The sequence below is a fragment of the Lentzea sp. JNUCC 0626 genome, from assembly GCF_043632865.1.
In the GTDB taxonomy this organism is placed as follows: domain Bacteria; phylum Actinomycetota; class Actinomycetes; order Mycobacteriales; family Pseudonocardiaceae; genus Lentzea.
The window spans coordinates 5,866,422-5,883,127 of sequence record NZ_CP171635.1 but is presented as its reverse complement, the minus strand read 5'-3'; the positions used below and the strand labels follow the sequence as shown (position 1 = coordinate 5,883,127).

17 protein-coding genes are annotated in these 16,706 nt (G+C 67.3%); 2 read left to right on the top strand and 15 right to left on the bottom strand.

Annotation, left to right across the window (positions count from 1 at the left end; genetic code table 11):
* Positions 1–30: 30 nt before the first annotated feature.
* Complete coding sequence (locus JNUCC0626_RS26450) at positions 31–1,209, bottom strand: HNH endonuclease signature motif containing protein (RefSeq protein WP_394613463.1); 1,179 nt, start codon at positions 1,207–1,209, stop codon at positions 31–33.
* Positions 1,210–1,376: 167 nt separating this feature from the next.
* Here JNUCC0626_RS26450 and JNUCC0626_RS26445 point away from each other — a divergent pair, with 167 nt between their 5' ends.
* A complete protein-coding gene (locus JNUCC0626_RS26445; RefSeq protein WP_394613462.1) occupies positions 1,377–2,222 on the top strand; it encodes a helix-turn-helix domain-containing protein in 846 nt (281 codons plus the stop codon).
* 37 nt (positions 2,223–2,259) lie between these two features.
* Entirely contained in the window at positions 2,260–2,370 is a 111-nt protein-coding gene (locus tag JNUCC0626_RS26440; protein WP_394613461.1) for a DUF397 domain-containing protein, read from the top strand.
* On the opposite strand, the gene JNUCC0626_RS26435 is transcribed toward JNUCC0626_RS26440, so the two are convergent.
* The 14 genes from JNUCC0626_RS26435 to JNUCC0626_RS26370 all read right to left on the bottom strand — a co-directional run bounded on the left by JNUCC0626_RS26435 (position 2,357) and on the right by JNUCC0626_RS26370 (position 16,632).
* The gene (locus JNUCC0626_RS26435) at positions 2,357–2,902 is read right to left on the bottom strand and encodes a hypothetical protein (RefSeq protein ID WP_394613460.1); all 546 of its coding nucleotides are present in this window, start codon (positions 2,900–2,902) and stop codon (positions 2,357–2,359) included. The genes JNUCC0626_RS26440 and JNUCC0626_RS26435 overlap by 14 nt on opposite strands.
* Before the next feature lie 71 nt (positions 2,903–2,973).
* The gene (locus JNUCC0626_RS26430; RefSeq protein WP_394613459.1) at positions 2,974–3,618 is read right to left on the bottom strand and encodes a response regulator; all 645 of its coding nucleotides are present in this window, start codon (positions 3,616–3,618) and stop codon (positions 2,974–2,976) included.
* Entirely contained in the window at positions 3,615–5,426 is a 1,812-nt protein-coding gene (locus tag JNUCC0626_RS26425) for a sensor histidine kinase (RefSeq protein WP_394613458.1), read from the bottom strand. Before JNUCC0626_RS26425 ends, JNUCC0626_RS26430 begins: the two co-directional genes overlap by 4 nt.
* 41 nt (positions 5,427–5,467) lie before the next feature.
* Positions 5,468–5,692 (bottom strand): hypothetical protein, encoded by a 225-nt coding sequence (locus JNUCC0626_RS26420; RefSeq protein ID WP_285638020.1) that lies wholly within the window; start codon positions 5,690–5,692, stop codon positions 5,468–5,470.
* 118 nt (positions 5,693–5,810) lie between these two features.
* Positions 5,811–6,800 (bottom strand): zinc-dependent alcohol dehydrogenase family protein, encoded by a 990-nt coding sequence (locus JNUCC0626_RS26415; protein ID WP_394613457.1) that lies wholly within the window; start codon positions 6,798–6,800, stop codon positions 5,811–5,813.
* Entirely contained in the window at positions 6,797–7,612 is an 816-nt protein-coding gene (locus JNUCC0626_RS26410) for a carbohydrate ABC transporter permease (protein WP_394613456.1), read from the bottom strand. The genes JNUCC0626_RS26415 and JNUCC0626_RS26410 overlap by 4 nt, the downstream gene beginning before the upstream one ends.
* Positions 7,609–8,541 (bottom strand): carbohydrate ABC transporter permease, encoded by a 933-nt coding sequence (locus tag JNUCC0626_RS26405; RefSeq protein ID WP_394613455.1) that lies wholly within the window; start codon positions 8,539–8,541, stop codon positions 7,609–7,611. Before JNUCC0626_RS26405 ends, JNUCC0626_RS26410 begins: the two co-directional genes overlap by 4 nt.
* 1 nt (position 8,542) lies before the next feature.
* Complete coding sequence (locus JNUCC0626_RS26400) at positions 8,543–9,877, bottom strand: ABC transporter substrate-binding protein (RefSeq protein WP_394613454.1); 1,335 nt, start codon at positions 9,875–9,877, stop codon at positions 8,543–8,545.
* A 91-nt stretch (positions 9,878–9,968) separates the two neighbouring features.
* A complete protein-coding gene (locus JNUCC0626_RS26395; RefSeq protein WP_285638029.1) occupies positions 9,969–10,730 on the bottom strand; it encodes a DeoR/GlpR family DNA-binding transcription regulator in 762 nt (253 codons plus the stop codon).
* A gap of 288 nt (positions 10,731–11,018) precedes the next feature.
* Positions 11,019–12,500, bottom strand: a complete 1,482-nt coding sequence (locus JNUCC0626_RS26390; protein ID WP_394613453.1) for a glycoside hydrolase family 13 protein — start codon at positions 12,498–12,500, stop codon at positions 11,019–11,021.
* Between the two features lie 13 nt (positions 12,501–12,513).
* Complete coding sequence (locus tag JNUCC0626_RS26385) at positions 12,514–13,347, bottom strand: carbohydrate ABC transporter permease (RefSeq protein WP_394613452.1); 834 nt, start codon at positions 13,345–13,347, stop codon at positions 12,514–12,516.
* The gene (locus JNUCC0626_RS26380) at positions 13,344–14,201 is read right to left on the bottom strand and encodes a carbohydrate ABC transporter permease (RefSeq protein ID WP_394613451.1); all 858 of its coding nucleotides are present in this window, start codon (positions 14,199–14,201) and stop codon (positions 13,344–13,346) included. The genes JNUCC0626_RS26385 and JNUCC0626_RS26380 overlap by 4 nt, the downstream gene beginning before the upstream one ends.
* The gene (locus JNUCC0626_RS26375; protein WP_394613450.1) at positions 14,202–15,539 is read right to left on the bottom strand and encodes an ABC transporter substrate-binding protein; all 1,338 of its coding nucleotides are present in this window, start codon (positions 15,537–15,539) and stop codon (positions 14,202–14,204) included.
* Between the two features lie 109 nt (positions 15,540–15,648).
* Complete coding sequence (locus JNUCC0626_RS26370; RefSeq protein ID WP_285638047.1) at positions 15,649–16,632, bottom strand: LacI family DNA-binding transcriptional regulator; 984 nt, start codon at positions 16,630–16,632, stop codon at positions 15,649–15,651.
* Positions 16,633–16,706 lie beyond the last annotated feature (74 nt).

The window sequence follows — 16,706 nt, the reverse complement described above, 5'->3', positions numbered from 1 at the left end:
CGCGGACGTTCGGCCCGGCGAGGTGCCGCGTCAGGCGGCGCGGATCTCGTTCGTTCTCGGCCTTCGGAGCGGGTCGATGAACGCGGGAGGCCGGAAGGCCGGGCGGCCTTCGAACATCTGGATCTGCCACTGTGAGTGGTGTGCCAGGTCGTGGTGGCGGCGGCAGAGCAGGACGAGGTTGGCCGCGTTGGTCTCGCCGCCGTCTGCCCAGAACCTGATGTGGTGCGCCTCGCAGTGCTTCGGCGGTCTGGTGCATCCGGGGAAGGCGCAGCCCTTGTCACGCGCCACCAGGACTCGCCGCAGGCCCGCGTTGATCGTGCGGGTCTTGCGGCCCACGTCGTAGATCTGGGAGCGGCTGCCCAGCACGGCCGGGATGACGGCCGCGTCGCAGGCGATCCTGCGGACCCGGCTCATCGGGAGGCGGTCGCCGTTGTCCAGCAGCGCGGTGCCGATGCCCTCGCGGAGCTTGTCGTAGTCGACGGTGACGGTCAGCTGGACCCGGTCGCCGCCGTGGATCCGGTCGCCGCTGCCGCGCAGCGCCAGGTCGACCACCTCGCACAGGGCATCGCCCTCGCGCTCCGGTGCCATCCTCAGGTCACCGGGCTCCGGCTTGGCCAGCGGGTCGATCAACGCGTCCAGCTTCGCGCCCGTCTCGGCGTCCAGATCGGCGGACAGCAGGTACCGGCCGCCCTTCCACTGACGCCGCAGGGAGTTCCTCGGCTGGATCGGCTCCGGCTCGCGGGGCTCCGGACCGTCCTGGTCGAGCCGGTACGCCAGCTCCTTGCAGAACGCCTTCGCCGAGCGAGGTTCGTGCTGGAGCGCGTAGCCGACGACGTGCTCCTCCGCGACGGAGGGCAACCCCGCCATCGCCTCGGCCAGCACCTCGACGTGGTCCTCGGACAGCTCTCCCTCGGCCATCGCGGCCGCCACTCCGGGCAGCGCCGGGGCGATCGGTGAGCCCGTCGGCGTGATCGAGGGGCACAGGGCCTGGGCCTGCTTCACCTTGCGGCGCGAGACTTTGGGGTCCCAGCGCAGCGCGTGCTTGAAGACCTCGACCAGATCCTTGTAGCCCAGCGCTTCCGCCGCGCCCTGCTGATCGAGCGCGCCGATGAGCTGCAGAACCTGGAACTGGAGCTGGTTGAGCGCGCGGACCTTCCGCCTGAGCTCGTCGAGGAGCTCAAGCGGAGTGGAGAGGCCGAGTGCTGTCATGCGTCCATCGTGGCATGAACACCTGTTCGAATTCCATTCCACGATCGGATGAATGCGCAGGTCAGGACCTATGGCGCCGTGCGCGACACACGGCGCCATAGGGCAGCACGTTTTCACCCGAACGAGCCCGTGGCATGGAGTGAATCCATTCCTTAGCGTCGCCGGGTATGACCGCGATCATTTCCACCCCGTACAGCCGGGATCTCGGTGACGAGCTTCGCCACCTGAGGGAGACGTCCACGCAGTTCAACGGCCGTGCGATGGCCGTCCAACTGGGGTGGGACCCGAGCAAGGTGTCCGACATCGAGCTCGGCAAGGCGCGGGCGAGCGAGGTCGACCTCGTGCAGTACCTGGCGACGTGCGGCAAGAACATCGAGTTCGTGGAGGAGTTCCGGCGCCGCTACTACAACGCCTTCGACCTGTATTTCGCACAGATGCCGGACAAGCTGCGCACCCTCACGATGACCGAGGCGATGGCCACGAAGATCACCTCACTCGACATCATGACCGTGCACGGACTCCTGCAAACCAGGGGCTATGCCCAGGAGCTGTTCGTCGATGGCCAGATCGAGGCGCCGGAGGACATCGAGAGGTTCGTCCAGGCACGCATGGAACGGCAGACGATCATGCGGAGGCCGAATCGCCCCGAGTGCGTCTTCTACTTGCATGAACTGGCGCTGCGGATGCCGTTCGGGAATGCGGTGCTCTGGGAGGACCAGTACCTGCACCTGCTCTTCAACACCCACATCCTGCGGATCGTGCCTGCGAGCGTGAGTGCTTTCCGCTCCGCCTGCACGCTGTACGAGTTCGGCAAGGCGTCGCCGGTCGTGTACAGCGAGACTGACACTGCGAACGTGTATGCGCAGGACAGCGTTGCCGTGGCACGGACCAGGCGTCTCTTTCAGCGGCTGGATGCCGTGGCTCTGGATGCGGAACAATCGAAGCGCAAGCTGGCGGAGTACGTCAGCGCACTCCGAGAGGATCCCCATGGCCGCGGAACGGACCTGGCGTAAGAGCACCTACAGCAACGCCGATGGTGGAGGAAGTTGCGTGGAGGTGTCGCTTGCCCAGGACGCCCTCGTGCGGGACACGAAGAACGCGAGCGGTCCCGTTCTCGCGTTCTCCACTTCTGCCTGGCGCGCCCTGCTCAACTCGCTCTGACGACCGACGTGTCCGCGGTCTCGACCGTCACCCGCACCGACTGCGGCGCCAGCGACTGCAGGTACTGCGCGTGGTCCGGGCCGATGGTGTCGCTGAACGCGATGAACGCGAGCCGAGGCATCTCAAAGGCGGTGGTGGCGCAGAAGTCCTCCAGGCGGTCGAACCCGCGCCGGATGCCGGTGGCGTCGAGCCCGAACTGAGCGTGCGAAGAGAGCTTCGCGGCACCGATGTCGAGCAGGTGCAACGCGTGCATGGCGTGCGTGAACGCCATGGCGCACACCTCGATACGCGCGCACGACGCCAGCAGCGTGCGCACCATCGACGGGTGCAGGGACTTGCCGGACGTGCGGAGGACGACGTCGATGCCGGCGGCGCGGAACTGCTCGACGATCTCGAACAGGCCGGGCACGCCGAGCGGTTCGCCGCCGCCCAGGGTGACTGTCTCGGGGCGCATCGAGATGAGCGCCTTGGCGATGTGCAGCATGCGGTCGTGGCTGAGCCGCGCGTGTGCGACGTCCCAGGTGATGTCCATTGGGCCCCCTTCGGCGGAAAGCCGATCCAATCGGGGGCCTGGTCCCGCCGTCAGGTGACCGGTGTCCCGACTTAGGAGGGACTTCCGAGTCCCGCCTCGCGGGCCCGCACGATGGCCTGGGCGCGGTCGGCCACCTGGAGCTTGGTGAAGATCGCGGACACCCGGTTGCGGACCGTCTTGCCCGACAACGACAACCGGAACGCGATCGACGGGTTGTCCAGTCCGGACGCCATCAGCTCCAGCACGTCCCGTTCGCGGTCGGTGAGCTGGGGGAACGCCAGGACCTTCGACGACGAGATCGCGGTGAAGTAGCCCATCATGCGCTGGGCGATGGTGGCGCTGAAGATCGCCTCACCGGCTCCTATGGCCTGCACGGCGCGCACGATCTCGTCGTCGTCCGTCGTCTTCACGAGGTACCCGCGCGCGCCCGCCTTCATCGCGGCGAACACCAACTCGTCGTCCTCGTGCATGGTCAGCACGAGGACTCCGATGCCGGGCAGGACCTCGCGGATCTGCTTCGCGGCCTCGACCCCGGTGAGCACCGGCATGTGCAGGTCCATCACGACGACGTCGGGTTCGAGGTCGAGGACGACGCGCACGGCCTCGGCGCCGTCGGCCGCGTCGCCGACGACCTCGAGGCCGTCCTCGCCGTCCAGCAACGCTTTCAGACCGCGGCGGAACACCGGGTGGTCGTCCGCGATCACTACCCGCGTCACTGGGCCTCCAACGGGATCCGAGCCACCACCCGAGTGCCGTGTGGTTGCGCGGGTCCCACTGTGCACGATCCACCCAGTTCGGCGCAGCGTTCACGCATCGAATCCAGCCCCACACCCGGCTTGGAATCCGCCGCGACGCCCGTGCCGTCGTCCACGATCTCCACCACCAGGTCGCCGTCGGTGCGCACGGTGATCACACAACGAGACGCGCCGGAGTGGCGTGCGGTGTTGGTCAGCGCCTCCGCGACGATCCGGTAGGCGGCGACCTCGACGGCGGCGGACAGGCCGTCGATCTGCTCGGCCTCCACCTCTACCCGCAGGTCGCCGTGGAACCGCGCCGCCTCGTCCCGCACGGCCAGGGCCAGGCCCTGGTCGAGGATCGGCGGCCGCAGCCCGTCCACGAGACTGCGCACCTCGACGGCCGTCGTGTCGACGTCGGCCAGCACCGGGTCCAGCACGTCGCCCAACGACCGGCGCAACGCCTTGAGCTGCAACCGGATGCCGACCAACGCCGGGCCGACGCCGTCGTGCAGATCGCGCCGCAACCGCAGCCGTTCTTCTTCGCGCGCCCGCACGAGCCGTTCGCGGGCGAGCTGGAGATCGGCGGTCAACTTGATCGACTGCGCGGCGGGAGCGGTCGACCGGGCCAGGTCCACCAGCAGGCTCAGCTCGCGGTCGCTCAGCCGTTCGTCGGGTGCGCGCGGCTCCACGACGAGGTCGCCGACCTGCGTTCCCCGGTACGTCATGGGGAACCGGAGCTGCGGCCAGCCCCGGCTGCGTCCGTGCTCGGCCAGCACCGACCCGCCGCGGATCGCGACGTACGGCAGCTTCAACGACTCGGCCACGGTGGCCGCGACCGTCGGCAGCACGTCGTTCGACCGTTCGAGCTTCTCGCTCAACGTCGACAACGCGGCATAAGGATCGGAACGCTGGCCGTAGAGCCACAGGTCGAGCTTGCGCTGCACCCAAGACCGAATAGGAGCGAACGCCAGTCCCGCCGCGACCACCCCGATGACCTCGGCGTCACTGGTGAACAGCTCACCGGCGCCGACCATCACGCCGAGGTAGACCAGCAGCAGCACGACCGTCAACGAGCCGTAGAGCAACGACCGGTGGATGAGCAGGCTGATGTCGTAGAGGCCATAACGGACGATGGCGATCACCGCCGCCGCAGGAAACGCCAGCACACCAACGATCCATGCGACGTGTCCGTCCGTGGTCTCCACCACGGTCGCCACGCCGGCCAACGTCAGCAACGCGAACGCCCACACGAGCAACCGGCGTTCGTCCCCTTCAGCCCTCCGCCACCGCAGAGCCAAGGACACCACCGCCGCGATCACCGCGACCCCCGCCGCCAGCACGGACACCAGCGTGATCGTCTTCGCGAACCCGCCACCGTCCGACTGCCAGAACGACGCCGGATCGCTCCACGACGCCCAGGCGATCCCGATCGTGCCGAAGAGAGCGCTGAACAGCGACGCACCGATGGCGACCCACCACCGGTTGCTCAACGGCCTGCCGTTCGGGAAGACCAGCGCCACCGCGGGCAGCAACGCGTACGTGGGCCACCAGATCCACGCCTCGACCCACCGGGCGGGGTGGTCGGCGGGCTGGCCCGCGACCGCGACGGCGATCCCGCCGAACGCGCCCATGACCAGCAGCAGCCACCCGACGGGCGACCTGCGGACGTGGCCGATCACCCGCACCCCGAGCAGGGTGCAGGCGAACGCGACCAGCCAGTTCCGCGGATGCGAAACGGTGCCGGTGACCACCGTGTGCACGACGGCGTAGAGCACACAGATGGCCACCAACGCACCAATGACGCGGGCGAGGGTTACCTCGCGCCGCGTCAGTCGCTGAGCCAGTGCCACAGGTTGTGGAACGGAGAACCGGCGTCGAGGGTGGACAGTCCACCCGGCCAGCCTTGGAAGGTCATGATGCGGTGCCGCAACTGCTCCACGGTCACCGGCTCAGCGGCCTTGTGGACGTGGTCGAAATCGACGTCCCCAGGCGGCGGGCTGACCGCGCGCGCCTGAAGCTCCGCGTACCAGGCGAGGAGCTCTTCGTCGGACATGTGCGAAAAGTACGGCGGTACCAATTTCTGCCCGGACTTCGACATGCCAGGAAGGAGTCACGGGCACTCGCCCAGATACACGAGTGCCCGCAACTTCCGAGAACTTTCTCAGATCAGCTCACGGCAGGACCTGGATCTTGCGGCCCACACCCGCCTTGAACTGGTCCAACGCCGACGCGTAGTCGTCCAGCGGCACCCTGTCACTGATGAAGATCTCGGGGTCCAGTACTCCGGTCGCGAAGAGGTCCGCCGCCCGTTCGAACGAGTGCAGCACCGCCATCGAGCCGGTGATGGTGATCTCCTGGTTGTAGATCTTGTACGGCTCGATGGTGACCCGCGCGGAGTAGTCCGAGACGCCGAACTGGAGGAACGTGCCGCCCTTCGCGACCCGGTTGATGCCGTCCTGGATGGCCTTCTCGTTGCCCGTGGCGTCGATGACGAGGTCCCAGCCCTGCGACCGGTCCAGTTCGTCCGCCGAGGTGGCCACCGACGTGACGCCGAGCTGGACGGCGGTCTTCAGGCGCTCCTCGTTGAGGTCCACGACCTCGATCGACGACGCGCCGGTCAGCTTGCCGAGCTGGAGCATCATCAGGCCCATCGTGCCCGAGCCGTAGATCAGCACCCGCTGCGCCATCTTCGACTTCAGCACGTCGTAGCCGCGGACCGCGCACGACAGCGGTTCGATCAGCGCCGCGTCCTCCAGCCGCACGTGGTCAGGCAGCTTCACGCAGTTCGCGACGGGCGCCACCGCGAACTCCGCCGCGCCACCGGCCGTCGTGACACCGATGGCGGCCCAGCGCTCGCAGAGGTTGTTCATGCCGTTGCGGCACATCCGGCACTCGAAGCAGTAGAGCGACGGGTCGACGGCCACGCGGTCGCCGACCTGCAGCTCGTTCACCTGCGACCCGATCTCGACGATCGTGCCCGCGAACTCGTGGCCCGGCACGACCGGCAGGGTGGGAGCGAACTCGCCCTGGAGGATGTGCAGATCGGTACCGCAGAGTCCACAGGCAGCCACGTCCACGACAACTTCGCGCGGACCGCACTTGGGATCGTCCACAGTGGTCACCTCGACGGACCCGACGCCCGTGATCACTGCTGCTTTCACTTGACCGCTCCCAACGAAAGGCCCTGGACGAGCTTGTCCTGGGCGGCGAACCCGGCGATGAGCACCGGCAGAGACACCACGACCGCGGCCGCGCACACCTTGGCCAGGAACAGGCCCTGGGAGGTGACGAACCCGGTGAGGTACACGGGAGCGGTACCGGCGACGACACCGGTGAGCACCCGTGCGAAGAGCAGTTCGTTCCAGCTGAAGATGAAGCAGATCAACGCCGTCGCGGCGATGCCGGGCATGGCGATCGGCGCGACCACCCGGCGCAGGATCGTGAGCAGCCCGGCGCCGTCGATCGCGGCGGCCTCCAGGATCTCCTTGGGCACCTCGGACAGGAACGAGCGCATGAGCCACACCGCGATCGGCAGGTTCATCGAGCAGTACAGCAGCGTGAGGAACGAGATGTTGTCGAGCATCCCGGAGAACTGCGCGATCAGGTAGATCGGCAGCAGCGCCGCGACGACCGGCATCATCTTGGTGGAGAGGAAGAAGAACAGGACGTCCGTCCACTTCTCCACCGGCTTGATCGACAACGCGTACGCGGCCGGGATCGCCAGCAGCAGCACGATGATCGTCGACCCGATCGAGGCGCTGAACGAGTTGATCAGCGGCGGCCACGCGCCGGAGTCGAAGAACTCCGCGTACCCGTCGAACGTGATCGGCGCGAGCAGCGACGGCGGGTTGGTGGCCGCGTCCGACTCGCTGTGCAGCGAGGTCAGGAACATCCAGGCCACCGGCGCGAAGAAGACGATGCCGGCGAGCCAGGCGAGCACACCCCAGCCGTGTTTGACCAGTCGCGCGGTCATCGCTTCTCCTCCTTGAACAACGAGGACACCGTGCGCAGCGCGAACGTCGCGATGATGATCGACCCCGCCACCACGATGACGCCGGCCGCGGAGGCCTCGCCGTACTCGTGGGCCTGGTAGAAGGTCTGGTAGATCATGTACGGCAGGTTCGCCGTGCCCAGACCGCCGGACGTGATGGTGAAGACCGCGTCGAAGTTCTGCACGATGTAGATCGACCCGAGCAGCCCGCCGAGCTCCAGGTACTGGCGCAGGTGCGGGAACGTCAGGTACTTGAAGATCTGGAACGACGACGCGCCGTCGATCGTCGCGGCCTCGACGGGTTCGATCGGCTTGGACTGCAGGCCCGCCAGCAGGATCAGCATCATGAACGGCGTCCACTGCCACACCAGCGACAGCACCACGGCGCTCATCGGCATGTTCGAGATCCAGTCCGGCTGGGCGTCGAAGCCCAGCCAGTTCAGGATTCCGTTGAACAGGCCGTACTCCGGGTTGTAGAGCACGTGCTTCCAGATCAGCGCCGCCGCCACCGGGACCACGAGGAACGGCGCGATCAGCAGCGTGCGGACGAAGCCGCGGCCCGCGAACTTCTTGTCCAGCAACAGCGCGAGCCCCAGCCCGAGGACCAGGCTGATGATCACGACCGACGCGGTGAGCACGATCGTGTTGACGACCGAGGACCGCAGATCGGGGTCGGTGAAGACGTTGATGTAGTTGTCGAACCCGGCGAACCCGCGGTTGGTGGGGTCGAGCGAGTTCCACTTCATGAACGAGATGACGAGCGTCGCGACGAACGGCAGCTGCGTCACGATGATCAGGAAGATGAGCGCGGGCAGCAGGGGAGCCCGCCGCGCCCACTTCGAGTAGCCCTTGCGGGGGACCGGGGGCGGCCGGTTGTCCACCGGCCGCTCCGCGCGAGTCAGGACTGCCATGTCACTGTCCCTTGTACTTGGCTGCGACCTTCTCTGCGAGACCCTGACCGTTGTTCAGCGCGTCGTCCACGCTCACCGCTCCCGCGATAGCAGAACTGATCTGCTGCGACACCTGGGTTCCGAGGTCGGTGAACTCGGGGATGCCGACGAACTGGATGCCGGGCGCCGGACGTTCCTGCACACCGGGGTTGAGCGGCTTCGCGCTCTTGATCGCGGCCTCGGCCATCGCGGAGAACGAGCCGGAGGACTGCTTGTACTCGGCGCGCTGGTAGGTCGAGGAGCGCTTGCCGTCCGGGACCTTCGACCAGCCCAGCGTCTTGCCCGCGAGCTCCTCGTAGCCCTTGCCGGACGCCCAGGAGATGAACTTCCAGGCGTTGTCCTGCTTCTTCGACGCCTTCTGGATGCCGAACGCCCAGGTGTAGAGCCAGCCGGAGCTGTCGGTCTTCACGACCGGCGCCTGGGTGAAGCCGAGCTTTCCCTTGATGGGGGAGTCGGCCGCTTCGAGCAGACCGGCGGCGACCGTGGCGTCGTACCACATCGCGACCTTGCCCTGCGTCATGTTGTTGAGGCACTCGGCGAAACCGGCCTGCGGGGCGCCGTTCTCACCGTGGTTGCGGACGAGGTCCACGTAGAACTTGGTGGCCTCCTTGAACTCCGGCGCGTTGACCTGCGCCTGCCAGTCCTTGGTGAACCACGTGCCGCCGAAGGTGTTCACGACCGTCGTGAGCGGCGCCATGACCTGGCCCCAGCCCGGCTGGCCGCGCAGGCAGATGCCGCGCACCTCGGGCGTCGCGACCTTCGCCGCCGCGTCCGCGACCTGCTGCCAGGTCGGCTTCTCGGGCAGCGTCACGCCCTTGGCCTCGAAGATGTCCTTGCGGTACATGAGGAACGACGACTCGCCGTAGAACGGCTGCGCGTAGACCTTGCCGTCGGCCGCGGTGAGCGACTGCCTGATGGGCTCCAGGATGTCGGCCTGGTCGAACGCGCTGTCCTTGGACACGAAGTCGTCCATCGGCGCGAGCCAGCCGTTCTTGGCGTACATCGGCGTCTCGTAGTTGGAGATCGTGGCGACGTCGTACTGGCCGGCCTGGCTCGAGAAGTCCTGGCTGATCTTGTCGCGGACGTCGTTCTCGGGCAGCACGGTGAAGTTCACCTTGATGCCCGTCTCCTTGGTGAAGTTGTCCGCGGTGAGCTTCTGCAGGTCCTGCATCTGCGGGTTGTTCACCATCAGGACGTTCACCGAGTTCTCACCACCGCCTCCGCCTCCCGCGCCCGAGCAGGCGGATGCGAGCAGCAACACCGCGGTGGCGGCTCCGAGTGTGCGAATCGACGACATCGTCGGTTCCTTTCAAGGGTTTCCGGGCACGTCTAAGACGGGGGATGTCGTGCCCGAGGAGGGAGGGCAGCAGATCAGGGCCCAAGAGAAATCAGGCTCTTACGACCTTGGGGCCTAGCAGCGTGTACCGGTGGGCCTCGTGCGCGGTGAGGCCGCTGTCGGTGACGATCGCCTCCAGATCGGAGACCTCGGCGAACCGGTGGAAGCTGGAGACGCCGAACTTCGTGTGCGTCCCGACGAAGATCTTTCGGCGGGACGCGCTGAGCGCCTTGGCCTTCACCGCGCCGACCGCCGGGTCGGGCGTGGTCAGACCGTGCTCGCGGGAGATGCCGTTGGCGCCGATGTACGCGAGGTCGATGACCATCTCGCCGAGCATCCTCGTGGTCCAGTGGTCCACAGTGGCCAGTGTGTGGCCCCTGACGCGACCGCCCAGCAGCAGGACGGTGCACGACGGGTGCTCGGACATCGCCGCCGCGGTCGGCAGCGACGCGGTGATGATCGTGAGCGGGTTGGTGGTGGGCAACGCCTCCGCGACGAGTTGCGGCGTGTAGCCCTCGTCGATGAAGACGGTCTCGGCGTCGTCGAGCCGTTCGGCGGCCGCCTTCGCGATCCGCCGCTTCTCCGGGACGTGCGACCCGGCGCGGAACCGGAGTCCTGTCTCGAAGCCGGCGCTCTCGACCGGGACACCGCCACCGTGCGTGCGTCGCACCAGGCCGTGCTCGTCGAGCACGCGCAGGTCGCGTCGGACCGTTTCGGGCGCGACGTGCAGTTCCTGCGCCATCTCCACCACGTCGACGCGGCCGTCGGCGCGGGCCCTGGCCAGGATGCGGCGCTTGCGTTCCTCGGCTCGCATGTCACCTGCCCATTCGGCTCTCGGGTTGCCCGTTCGGGCCGTGCATAGATGAAACACCCTTGAAACACTGTGGTCGGCACCACAACTGATTGAGATGCTGCCCGACTTTTGCCCGTCTCGCACTGTGTAACGGGTCGTTCACGCAGGTCGATGCGTCCGGGCACGCCCGAATCACGGTGAGACGGTGCCCGTATTGCCCCCATCTGGGCAGAAACGAAGGAGCGGTCGTGGTCATCTTTCGACCACAACCGCTCCGGTACCTGTTGGTTTGTTGCCGGGTTTCGCCCGTCAGCTCAGCCAGGCCGCCGCGTCCGACGGCAGCTTGCCGTCCTCCAGCGGGACGCTTGACAACGTTGGCACGGCCGGAAGTTCGATCGGCGCGTCCGACAGGTTCACGACGCACGTGAGGTCGCCGCGCTTGAACGCCAGCACGTCCTCACCGAGGTCGAGCCACTCCAGGCCGCCGTCGATACCGCGGCGGTGCGCGAACACCTGGCGGTACAGGGCGAGCATCGAGTCCGGGTCGTCCTGCTGCGCCGACACCGAGAACTGCTGCCAGTTCGCGGGCTGCGGCAGCCAGCTCGGACCGTCCTCAGAGGACCAGGGCAGCGGCACGCGGCAGCCGTCGCGGCCCCGGTCGGTGAAGCCCGAGCGGTGCCACACCGGGTCCTCGCGCAGCTCGTCCGGCAGGTCTTCGACCTCCCAGAGGCCGAGCTCCTCGCCCTGGTAGACGTAGACGCCACCGGGCAGCGCGGCCGTGAGCATGATCGCCGCCCGGGCCCGGCGCGTGCCCAGGTCGAAGTCGCTCGGGGCGCCGTGCTGCCGGTCCGCGAACGAGAAACCGGTCTTCTCGCGGCCGTAGCGGGTCACGTGCCGCGTGACGTCGTGATTGGACAGCACCCAGGTCGGCGGCGCGCCGACGGGTTCGTGCGCGGCGAGCGTGCTGTCGACGACCTTGCGCAGTTCGTCGGCGTTCCACGGGCAGCACAGGAAGTCGAAGTTGAACGCGCTGTGCATCTCGTCCTGCCTGAGGTACCGCGCGAACCGCACCGGGTCCGGCAGCCACATCTCGCCGACGAGGATGCGGTCGCCGTCGTACTCGTCCACGATCTGGCGCCACCGCCGGTAGATCTCGTGCACGCCGTCCTGGTCGGAGTACGGCAGGTCGGCGTTGGGCTTGCTGAAGTCCTTCACCAGGCCGTCGGCCACGTCGATGCGGAAGCCGTCGACGCCGCGGTCGAGCCAGAAGCGCAGGATGTCCTCGAACTCGTCGTGGACGACCTGGTTCTCCCAGTTGAAGTCCGGCTGCTCGGCCGCGTAGAGGTGCAGGTACCAGCGGCCGTCCTCGAGCTTGCTCCACGCGGGACCACCGAAGCGCGACTGCCAGTCGTTCGGCAGCTCCTCGGTGTCGCGGATGTGGAAGCGATCCCACAGGCCGTCCTTGAACCACGGGTGCTGGTCGCTCGCGTGGTTCGGGACGAGGTCGATGATGATCCGGATGCCCAGGCCGTGCGCGTCCGCGATGAGCTTCTCGGCGTCGGCGAGCGACCCGAAGACCGGCTCGATGTCGCGGAAGTCGGCCACGTCGTAGCCGCCGTCGGCGAGCGGGCTCGGGTACCACGGGTTGAGCCAGATCGCGTCGAAGCCGAGGCTCGCGATGTGCTGGAGCTTGGCGCGGAGGCCGGCGATGTCGCCGATGCCGTCGCCGTTGCCGTCCGCGAAGCTGCGCAGATAGACCTGGTAGATGGAAGCGTTCCGCCACCAACTCATCTGGTGTTTCCTTTCACCCTTTTACGCCGCCCGCGGTGAGCCCCGCGAGGATGTGCCGCTGGAACGCCAGGAACAGCGCCACCATCGGCAGGCTCGCCAGCACGAGGCCCGCGAGCAGGAGGTTGATCGGTGTGTCCGGAGCGAAGCGCTGGAGCGCGACGCTGAGCGTCTGCTTCGCCGGATCGGGGAACACGAGCAGCGGCCAGATGAAGTCCTTCCACGCCGCCACGACCGCGAAGATCGAGACGACGGCGAGGATGGGGCGGGAGATCGGCAGCACGATGCGGACGAGGGTCGTCCACGTGTTCGCGCCGTCGATCCTGGCCGCTTCGAGGAGCTCTTCCGGGATCTGGTCGAAGAAGCGCTTGAGCAGGTAGACGTTCAGCGCGTTGGCCGCGGCCGGCAACCAGATGCCCGCCGGGTTGTTCAGCAGGTCGAGATCGGTGAGCGTGAGGTAGACGGGGACCAGCACGGCCGTCGACGGCAGCATCAGCGTCGCCAGCATCAGGCCCATGATCGCGTTGCCGAAGATCGGCCGGAGCTTGCTCAGCGCGTAGGCCGCCGGGACGATCACGGCCATCTGCACCGCCCACGCGCCGATCGCGACGACCAGCGTGTTGATGAAGAACTTGCCGAGCTCCATGTAGTTCCAGGCTTCGGCGTACGCGCCCGGTTCCCAGGTCTGCGGCAGGATCGTCGGCGGCTGCTGGGCCAGTTCGGCCGGTGGCTTGAACGCGCCGAGCAGCACCCAGACGAGCGGGAGCAGGAACGCGGCGGTGAACAGGACCAGCGTGCCGGCGAGGACGACCCAGTAGAGCGGGCCGGTGCCCCTGGTGAGAGTCCTCATGCGTCGGCCTTCTTCGTGATCTTGAGGTAGAGGAAGGAGAAGACGCCCAGCACCGCGAAGAGGATCAGGCTCAGCGCGCTCGCGGTGCCGAAGTCGTTGTAGTAGAAGGCGTAGCGGTACAGCAGGAGCAGCACGGTGACCGTGGACTCCTCCGGGCCGCCGCCGGTCATGATGAACGGCTCGGTGAAGATCTGCATGGTCGCGACGACCTGGAGCAGCAACAGCATCAGGATCACGAACTTGGTCTGCGGGATCGTGATGTGCCAGACCTTCTTGACGATGCCGGCGCCGTCCAGGTCCGCGGCCTCGTACAGCTCACCGGGGATCGTCTGCAACGCCGCCAGGTAGATGAGCGTCGCCGACCCCATGTTCGCCCAGGTGATCACGAGGACGAGGCTGATCATGCTGGTGTCGGCCGAGTCGAGCCATTGCAGCGTCGGCAGGTTCAGTCCTCTGAGGACCGAGTTGAACAGGCCGGGTCCCGGGTCGTAGAACCACTTCCACAGCAGGGCCGTCACGACCGGCGGGAGCATCACCGGTAGGTAGACCAGCAGGCGGAAGTACCCCTTGGCGTGCCGCAGTTCGTTGAGCACCACGGCCGTGAGGAACGGGACGCCGAAGCCGAGCAGCAGCGCCAGGAGCGTGAAGTAGAGCGTGTTGCGCCACGCCACCCCGAACAGCGGGTCGGCGAAGAGTCGTTCGAAGTTCTCCCAGCCGACCCAGTCGGGGCTCGTGACGAAGTTGACCTGCTGGAAGCTCAGGACCACCCCGCGCACGATCGGCCACCAGGAGAAGATCGCGAAGACGACCAGCGCGAGGCTCAGGAAGCCGTACGCGGTGACGTGGCGCCGCACTTACTTCACCTGCGCCAGAACAGCGTTGACCTTCGTCTCGGCGTCCTTCAGCAGTGCCGCGTGGTCAGCGTCCTTGTTGGTGAGCACCGCCTGCACGACGGTGTCGAGGATCGCGTAGACCTGCTGCGCCTGCGGCGGTTCGAGCGAGCCCTTGGTCGACTCGGAACCGTCCACATAGGCCTGGAAGTTCTTCACCGGCATGGTGGCGTACTTGGCCTTGAGGTCTTCCTGGTTCTTGCGCGGCTCACCGGTCCAGACGTCGGCGATCGGCGGGATCGGCAGGCCGACGGGCTGCCCGCGGTCCTTGTACTTCTGCAGGTTGCCTTCGAGGCGGTCCGGGTTCAGGTACTTCCACTGGATCCACTTCAGGCCGGCCTTGATCTTGTCCGGCGAGGCCTTCGGGTTGATCATGTAGCCCTCGCCGCCGAGCAGGGTGCCCTTCTGCTCCGGGATCGCGGCCAGGCCGTAGTCGTCGTACTTGCCCTTGAACTGGTTGACGATCGCGGCGACGTTGTCCGGCGCGGCCAGGTACATGCCGAGCTGCCCGGCGCCCATCATGTTCTGCACGTCGCCGATCTCCAGGAGCTGCTTCTCGCCCATGGAGTTGTCGTCCCAGCGCATCTCCTTGAGCCTGCGCAGCACTTCCTTGCCCTTGTCGTTGTTGAAGTCCGCGACGAACTTGTCGCCGTCCTTCTTGGCGATGTCACCGCCGACGGACTTCATCCACGTCGTGAAGTGCCAGCCGCCCTGGTTGCTCTTGCTGTACTCGGCGAACCCGGTGACACCGGCGTCCTTGAGCTTCTTGGCGGCGGCGCGCACCTCGTCCCACGTCTTCGGCGGGCTGTCGGGGTCGAGGCCCGCCTTGGTGAAGTTGGTGCGGCTGTAGAGCAGGCCCATCGTGTAGTTCGCCGTCGGCAGGCCGTAGACCTTGCCGTCGACCGTGAAGACGTCCTTGAGCTCCTGCTTGATGTCGCCGTAGTGCGGCACGTCCTTGACGTAGTCCGTCAGGTCCGCGGCCTGCTTGCGGGCGATGAGCGCGGCGGGGTCGGTGAAGTAGACGTAGAAGACGTCCTCCAGCTGACCGCCGGCGAGCTTGGCGCTGAACGTCTTCGGGTCCATGAACCCCTCGTGCGGCACGAGGTCGATGTCCGGGTTCGCCTTCTCGAACTCGGCGACGTCCTCGTCGAACACCTTGCGGTCGAACGCCTGCGTCTGCGGCGGCTGACCGTTGATGTTGATCTGGACCTTGCCGCCCGGCTCGGTCGTGGAACCGCTCCCACAGCCGACGGTGCTTAGCGCCAGGACACCGCCAATCAGCACGGCAGCGGACTTCTTCATGGTGGGGCCGCCCTTCTCGCGAGCGCGTCGATGTGACGGCGACCATAAGTCCCCGTTACATCTGAACGCAATATCCAGACGAAAACTCGCAAGAAGCTGACTGCGTTCGTTACCTCACCGGCGCACTGGACGCCCGCACCACCAACTCCGGCTCGAACAGCAACTCGTCCGGCGCCACGGCGTTGCCGGAGATCTGGTTGGCCAACAGCTCGACCGCCGCCCTGCCCATGGCTTCGATCGGCTGCCTCACGGTGGTGAGCGGCGGATCAGTGCAGGTCATGAACGCCGAGTCGTCGTACCCGATGATCGACACGTCCTTGGGAACGTCGAGCCCGGCCCGCCGCACGGCCCGTATCGCACCGAGCGCCAACGGGTCGCTGGCGCAGATGATCGCCGTGACCCCGCGCTGCACGAGCTTGGTCGCCGCGGCCTGCCCGCCCTCCAGGCTGAACATGGCGTGCTCGACATCGGCCCCGCCGCACTTCTCGATGGCCAGCATCTTCCGCTGGCTCGGCACGTGGTCCGGCGGCCCGAGCACGGCCCCGATCCGCTTGTGCCCCAACGACGTCAAGTGCCCGTAGGCCTGCTCCACCGCCACCGAGTCATCACACGACACCCGCGGGAACGCCAGATCGTCTATGGCGGCGTTGACCAGCACCGCAGGCAACTTCCGGGACATCATCTGCTGGTAGTGCCCGTGGCTCGCGTCCTTCTGCGCGTACAGCCCGCCGGCGAACACGATCCCGCTGACGTGCTGCTCCAGCAGCAGCTCCAGGTACTCGGCCTCGGTGACACCACCAGCCGTCCTGGTGCACAGCACGGGCGTGAAACCCCTTTGCGCGAGCGCGTTGCCCACGACGTCCGCGAACGCGGGGAAGATCGGGTTCTGCAGCTCGGGCAACACCAGCCCGACCAGCCGGGCCCGTTCGCCCCGCAGTTGCGTCGGCCTCTCGTATCCCAGCACGTCAAGTGCCGTGAGCACGGCACTCCTGGTGGCGTCCGAGACGCCTGGCTTGCCGTTCAGCACCCGGCTGACGGTGGCCTCGCTGACCCCGACCTTGGCCGCGACCTCGGCCAGCCTCCGTTGCGTCATGGCGCAAGTGTACGCAATTTCTTGCGTCCGCTTGCAAGCGAGGTTCACCCGGTCGGCGGCGGCACCGTTCGGCG

Bases quoted from the DNA above. Each gene is read 5' to 3' on its own strand.
- JNUCC0626_RS26435 (WP_394613460.1), bottom strand. From the start codon at position 2,902: ATGGACATCACCTGGGACGTCGCACACGCGCGGCTCAGCCACGACCGC.
- JNUCC0626_RS26375 (WP_394613450.1), bottom strand. From the start codon at position 15,539: ATGAAGAAGTCCGCTGCCGTGCTGATTGGCGGTGTCCTGGCGCTAAGC.
- JNUCC0626_RS26405 (WP_394613455.1), bottom strand. From the start codon at position 8,541: ATGGCAGTCCTGACTCGCGCGGAGCGGCCGGTGGACAACCGGCCGCCC.
- JNUCC0626_RS26450 (WP_394613463.1), bottom strand. From the start codon at position 1,209: ATGACAGCACTCGGCCTCTCCACTCCGCTTGAGCTCCTCGACGAGCTC.
- JNUCC0626_RS26420 (WP_285638020.1), bottom strand. From the start codon at position 5,692: ATGTCCGACGAAGAGCTCCTCGCCTGGTACGCGGAGCTTCAGGCGCGC.
- JNUCC0626_RS26385 (WP_394613452.1), bottom strand. From the start codon at position 13,347: ATGAGGACTCTCACCAGGGGCACCGGCCCGCTCTACTGGGTCGTCCTC.
- JNUCC0626_RS26390 (WP_394613453.1), bottom strand. From the start codon at position 12,500: ATGAGTTGGTGGCGGAACGCTTCCATCTACCAGGTCTATCTGCGCAGC.
- JNUCC0626_RS26410 (WP_394613456.1), bottom strand. From the start codon at position 7,612: ATGACCGCGCGACTGGTCAAACACGGCTGGGGTGTGCTCGCCTGGCTC.
- JNUCC0626_RS26395 (WP_285638029.1), bottom strand. From the start codon at position 10,730: ATGCGAGCCGAGGAACGCAAGCGCCGCATCCTGGCCAGGGCCCGCGCC.
- JNUCC0626_RS26400 (WP_394613454.1), bottom strand. From the start codon at position 9,877: ATGTCGTCGATTCGCACACTCGGAGCCGCCACCGCGGTGTTGCTGCTC.
- JNUCC0626_RS26445 (WP_394613462.1), top strand. From the start codon at position 1,377: ATGACCGCGATCATTTCCACCCCGTACAGCCGGGATCTCGGTGACGAG.
- JNUCC0626_RS26370 (WP_285638047.1), bottom strand. From the start codon at position 16,632: ATGACGCAACGGAGGCTGGCCGAGGTCGCGGCCAAGGTCGGGGTCAGC.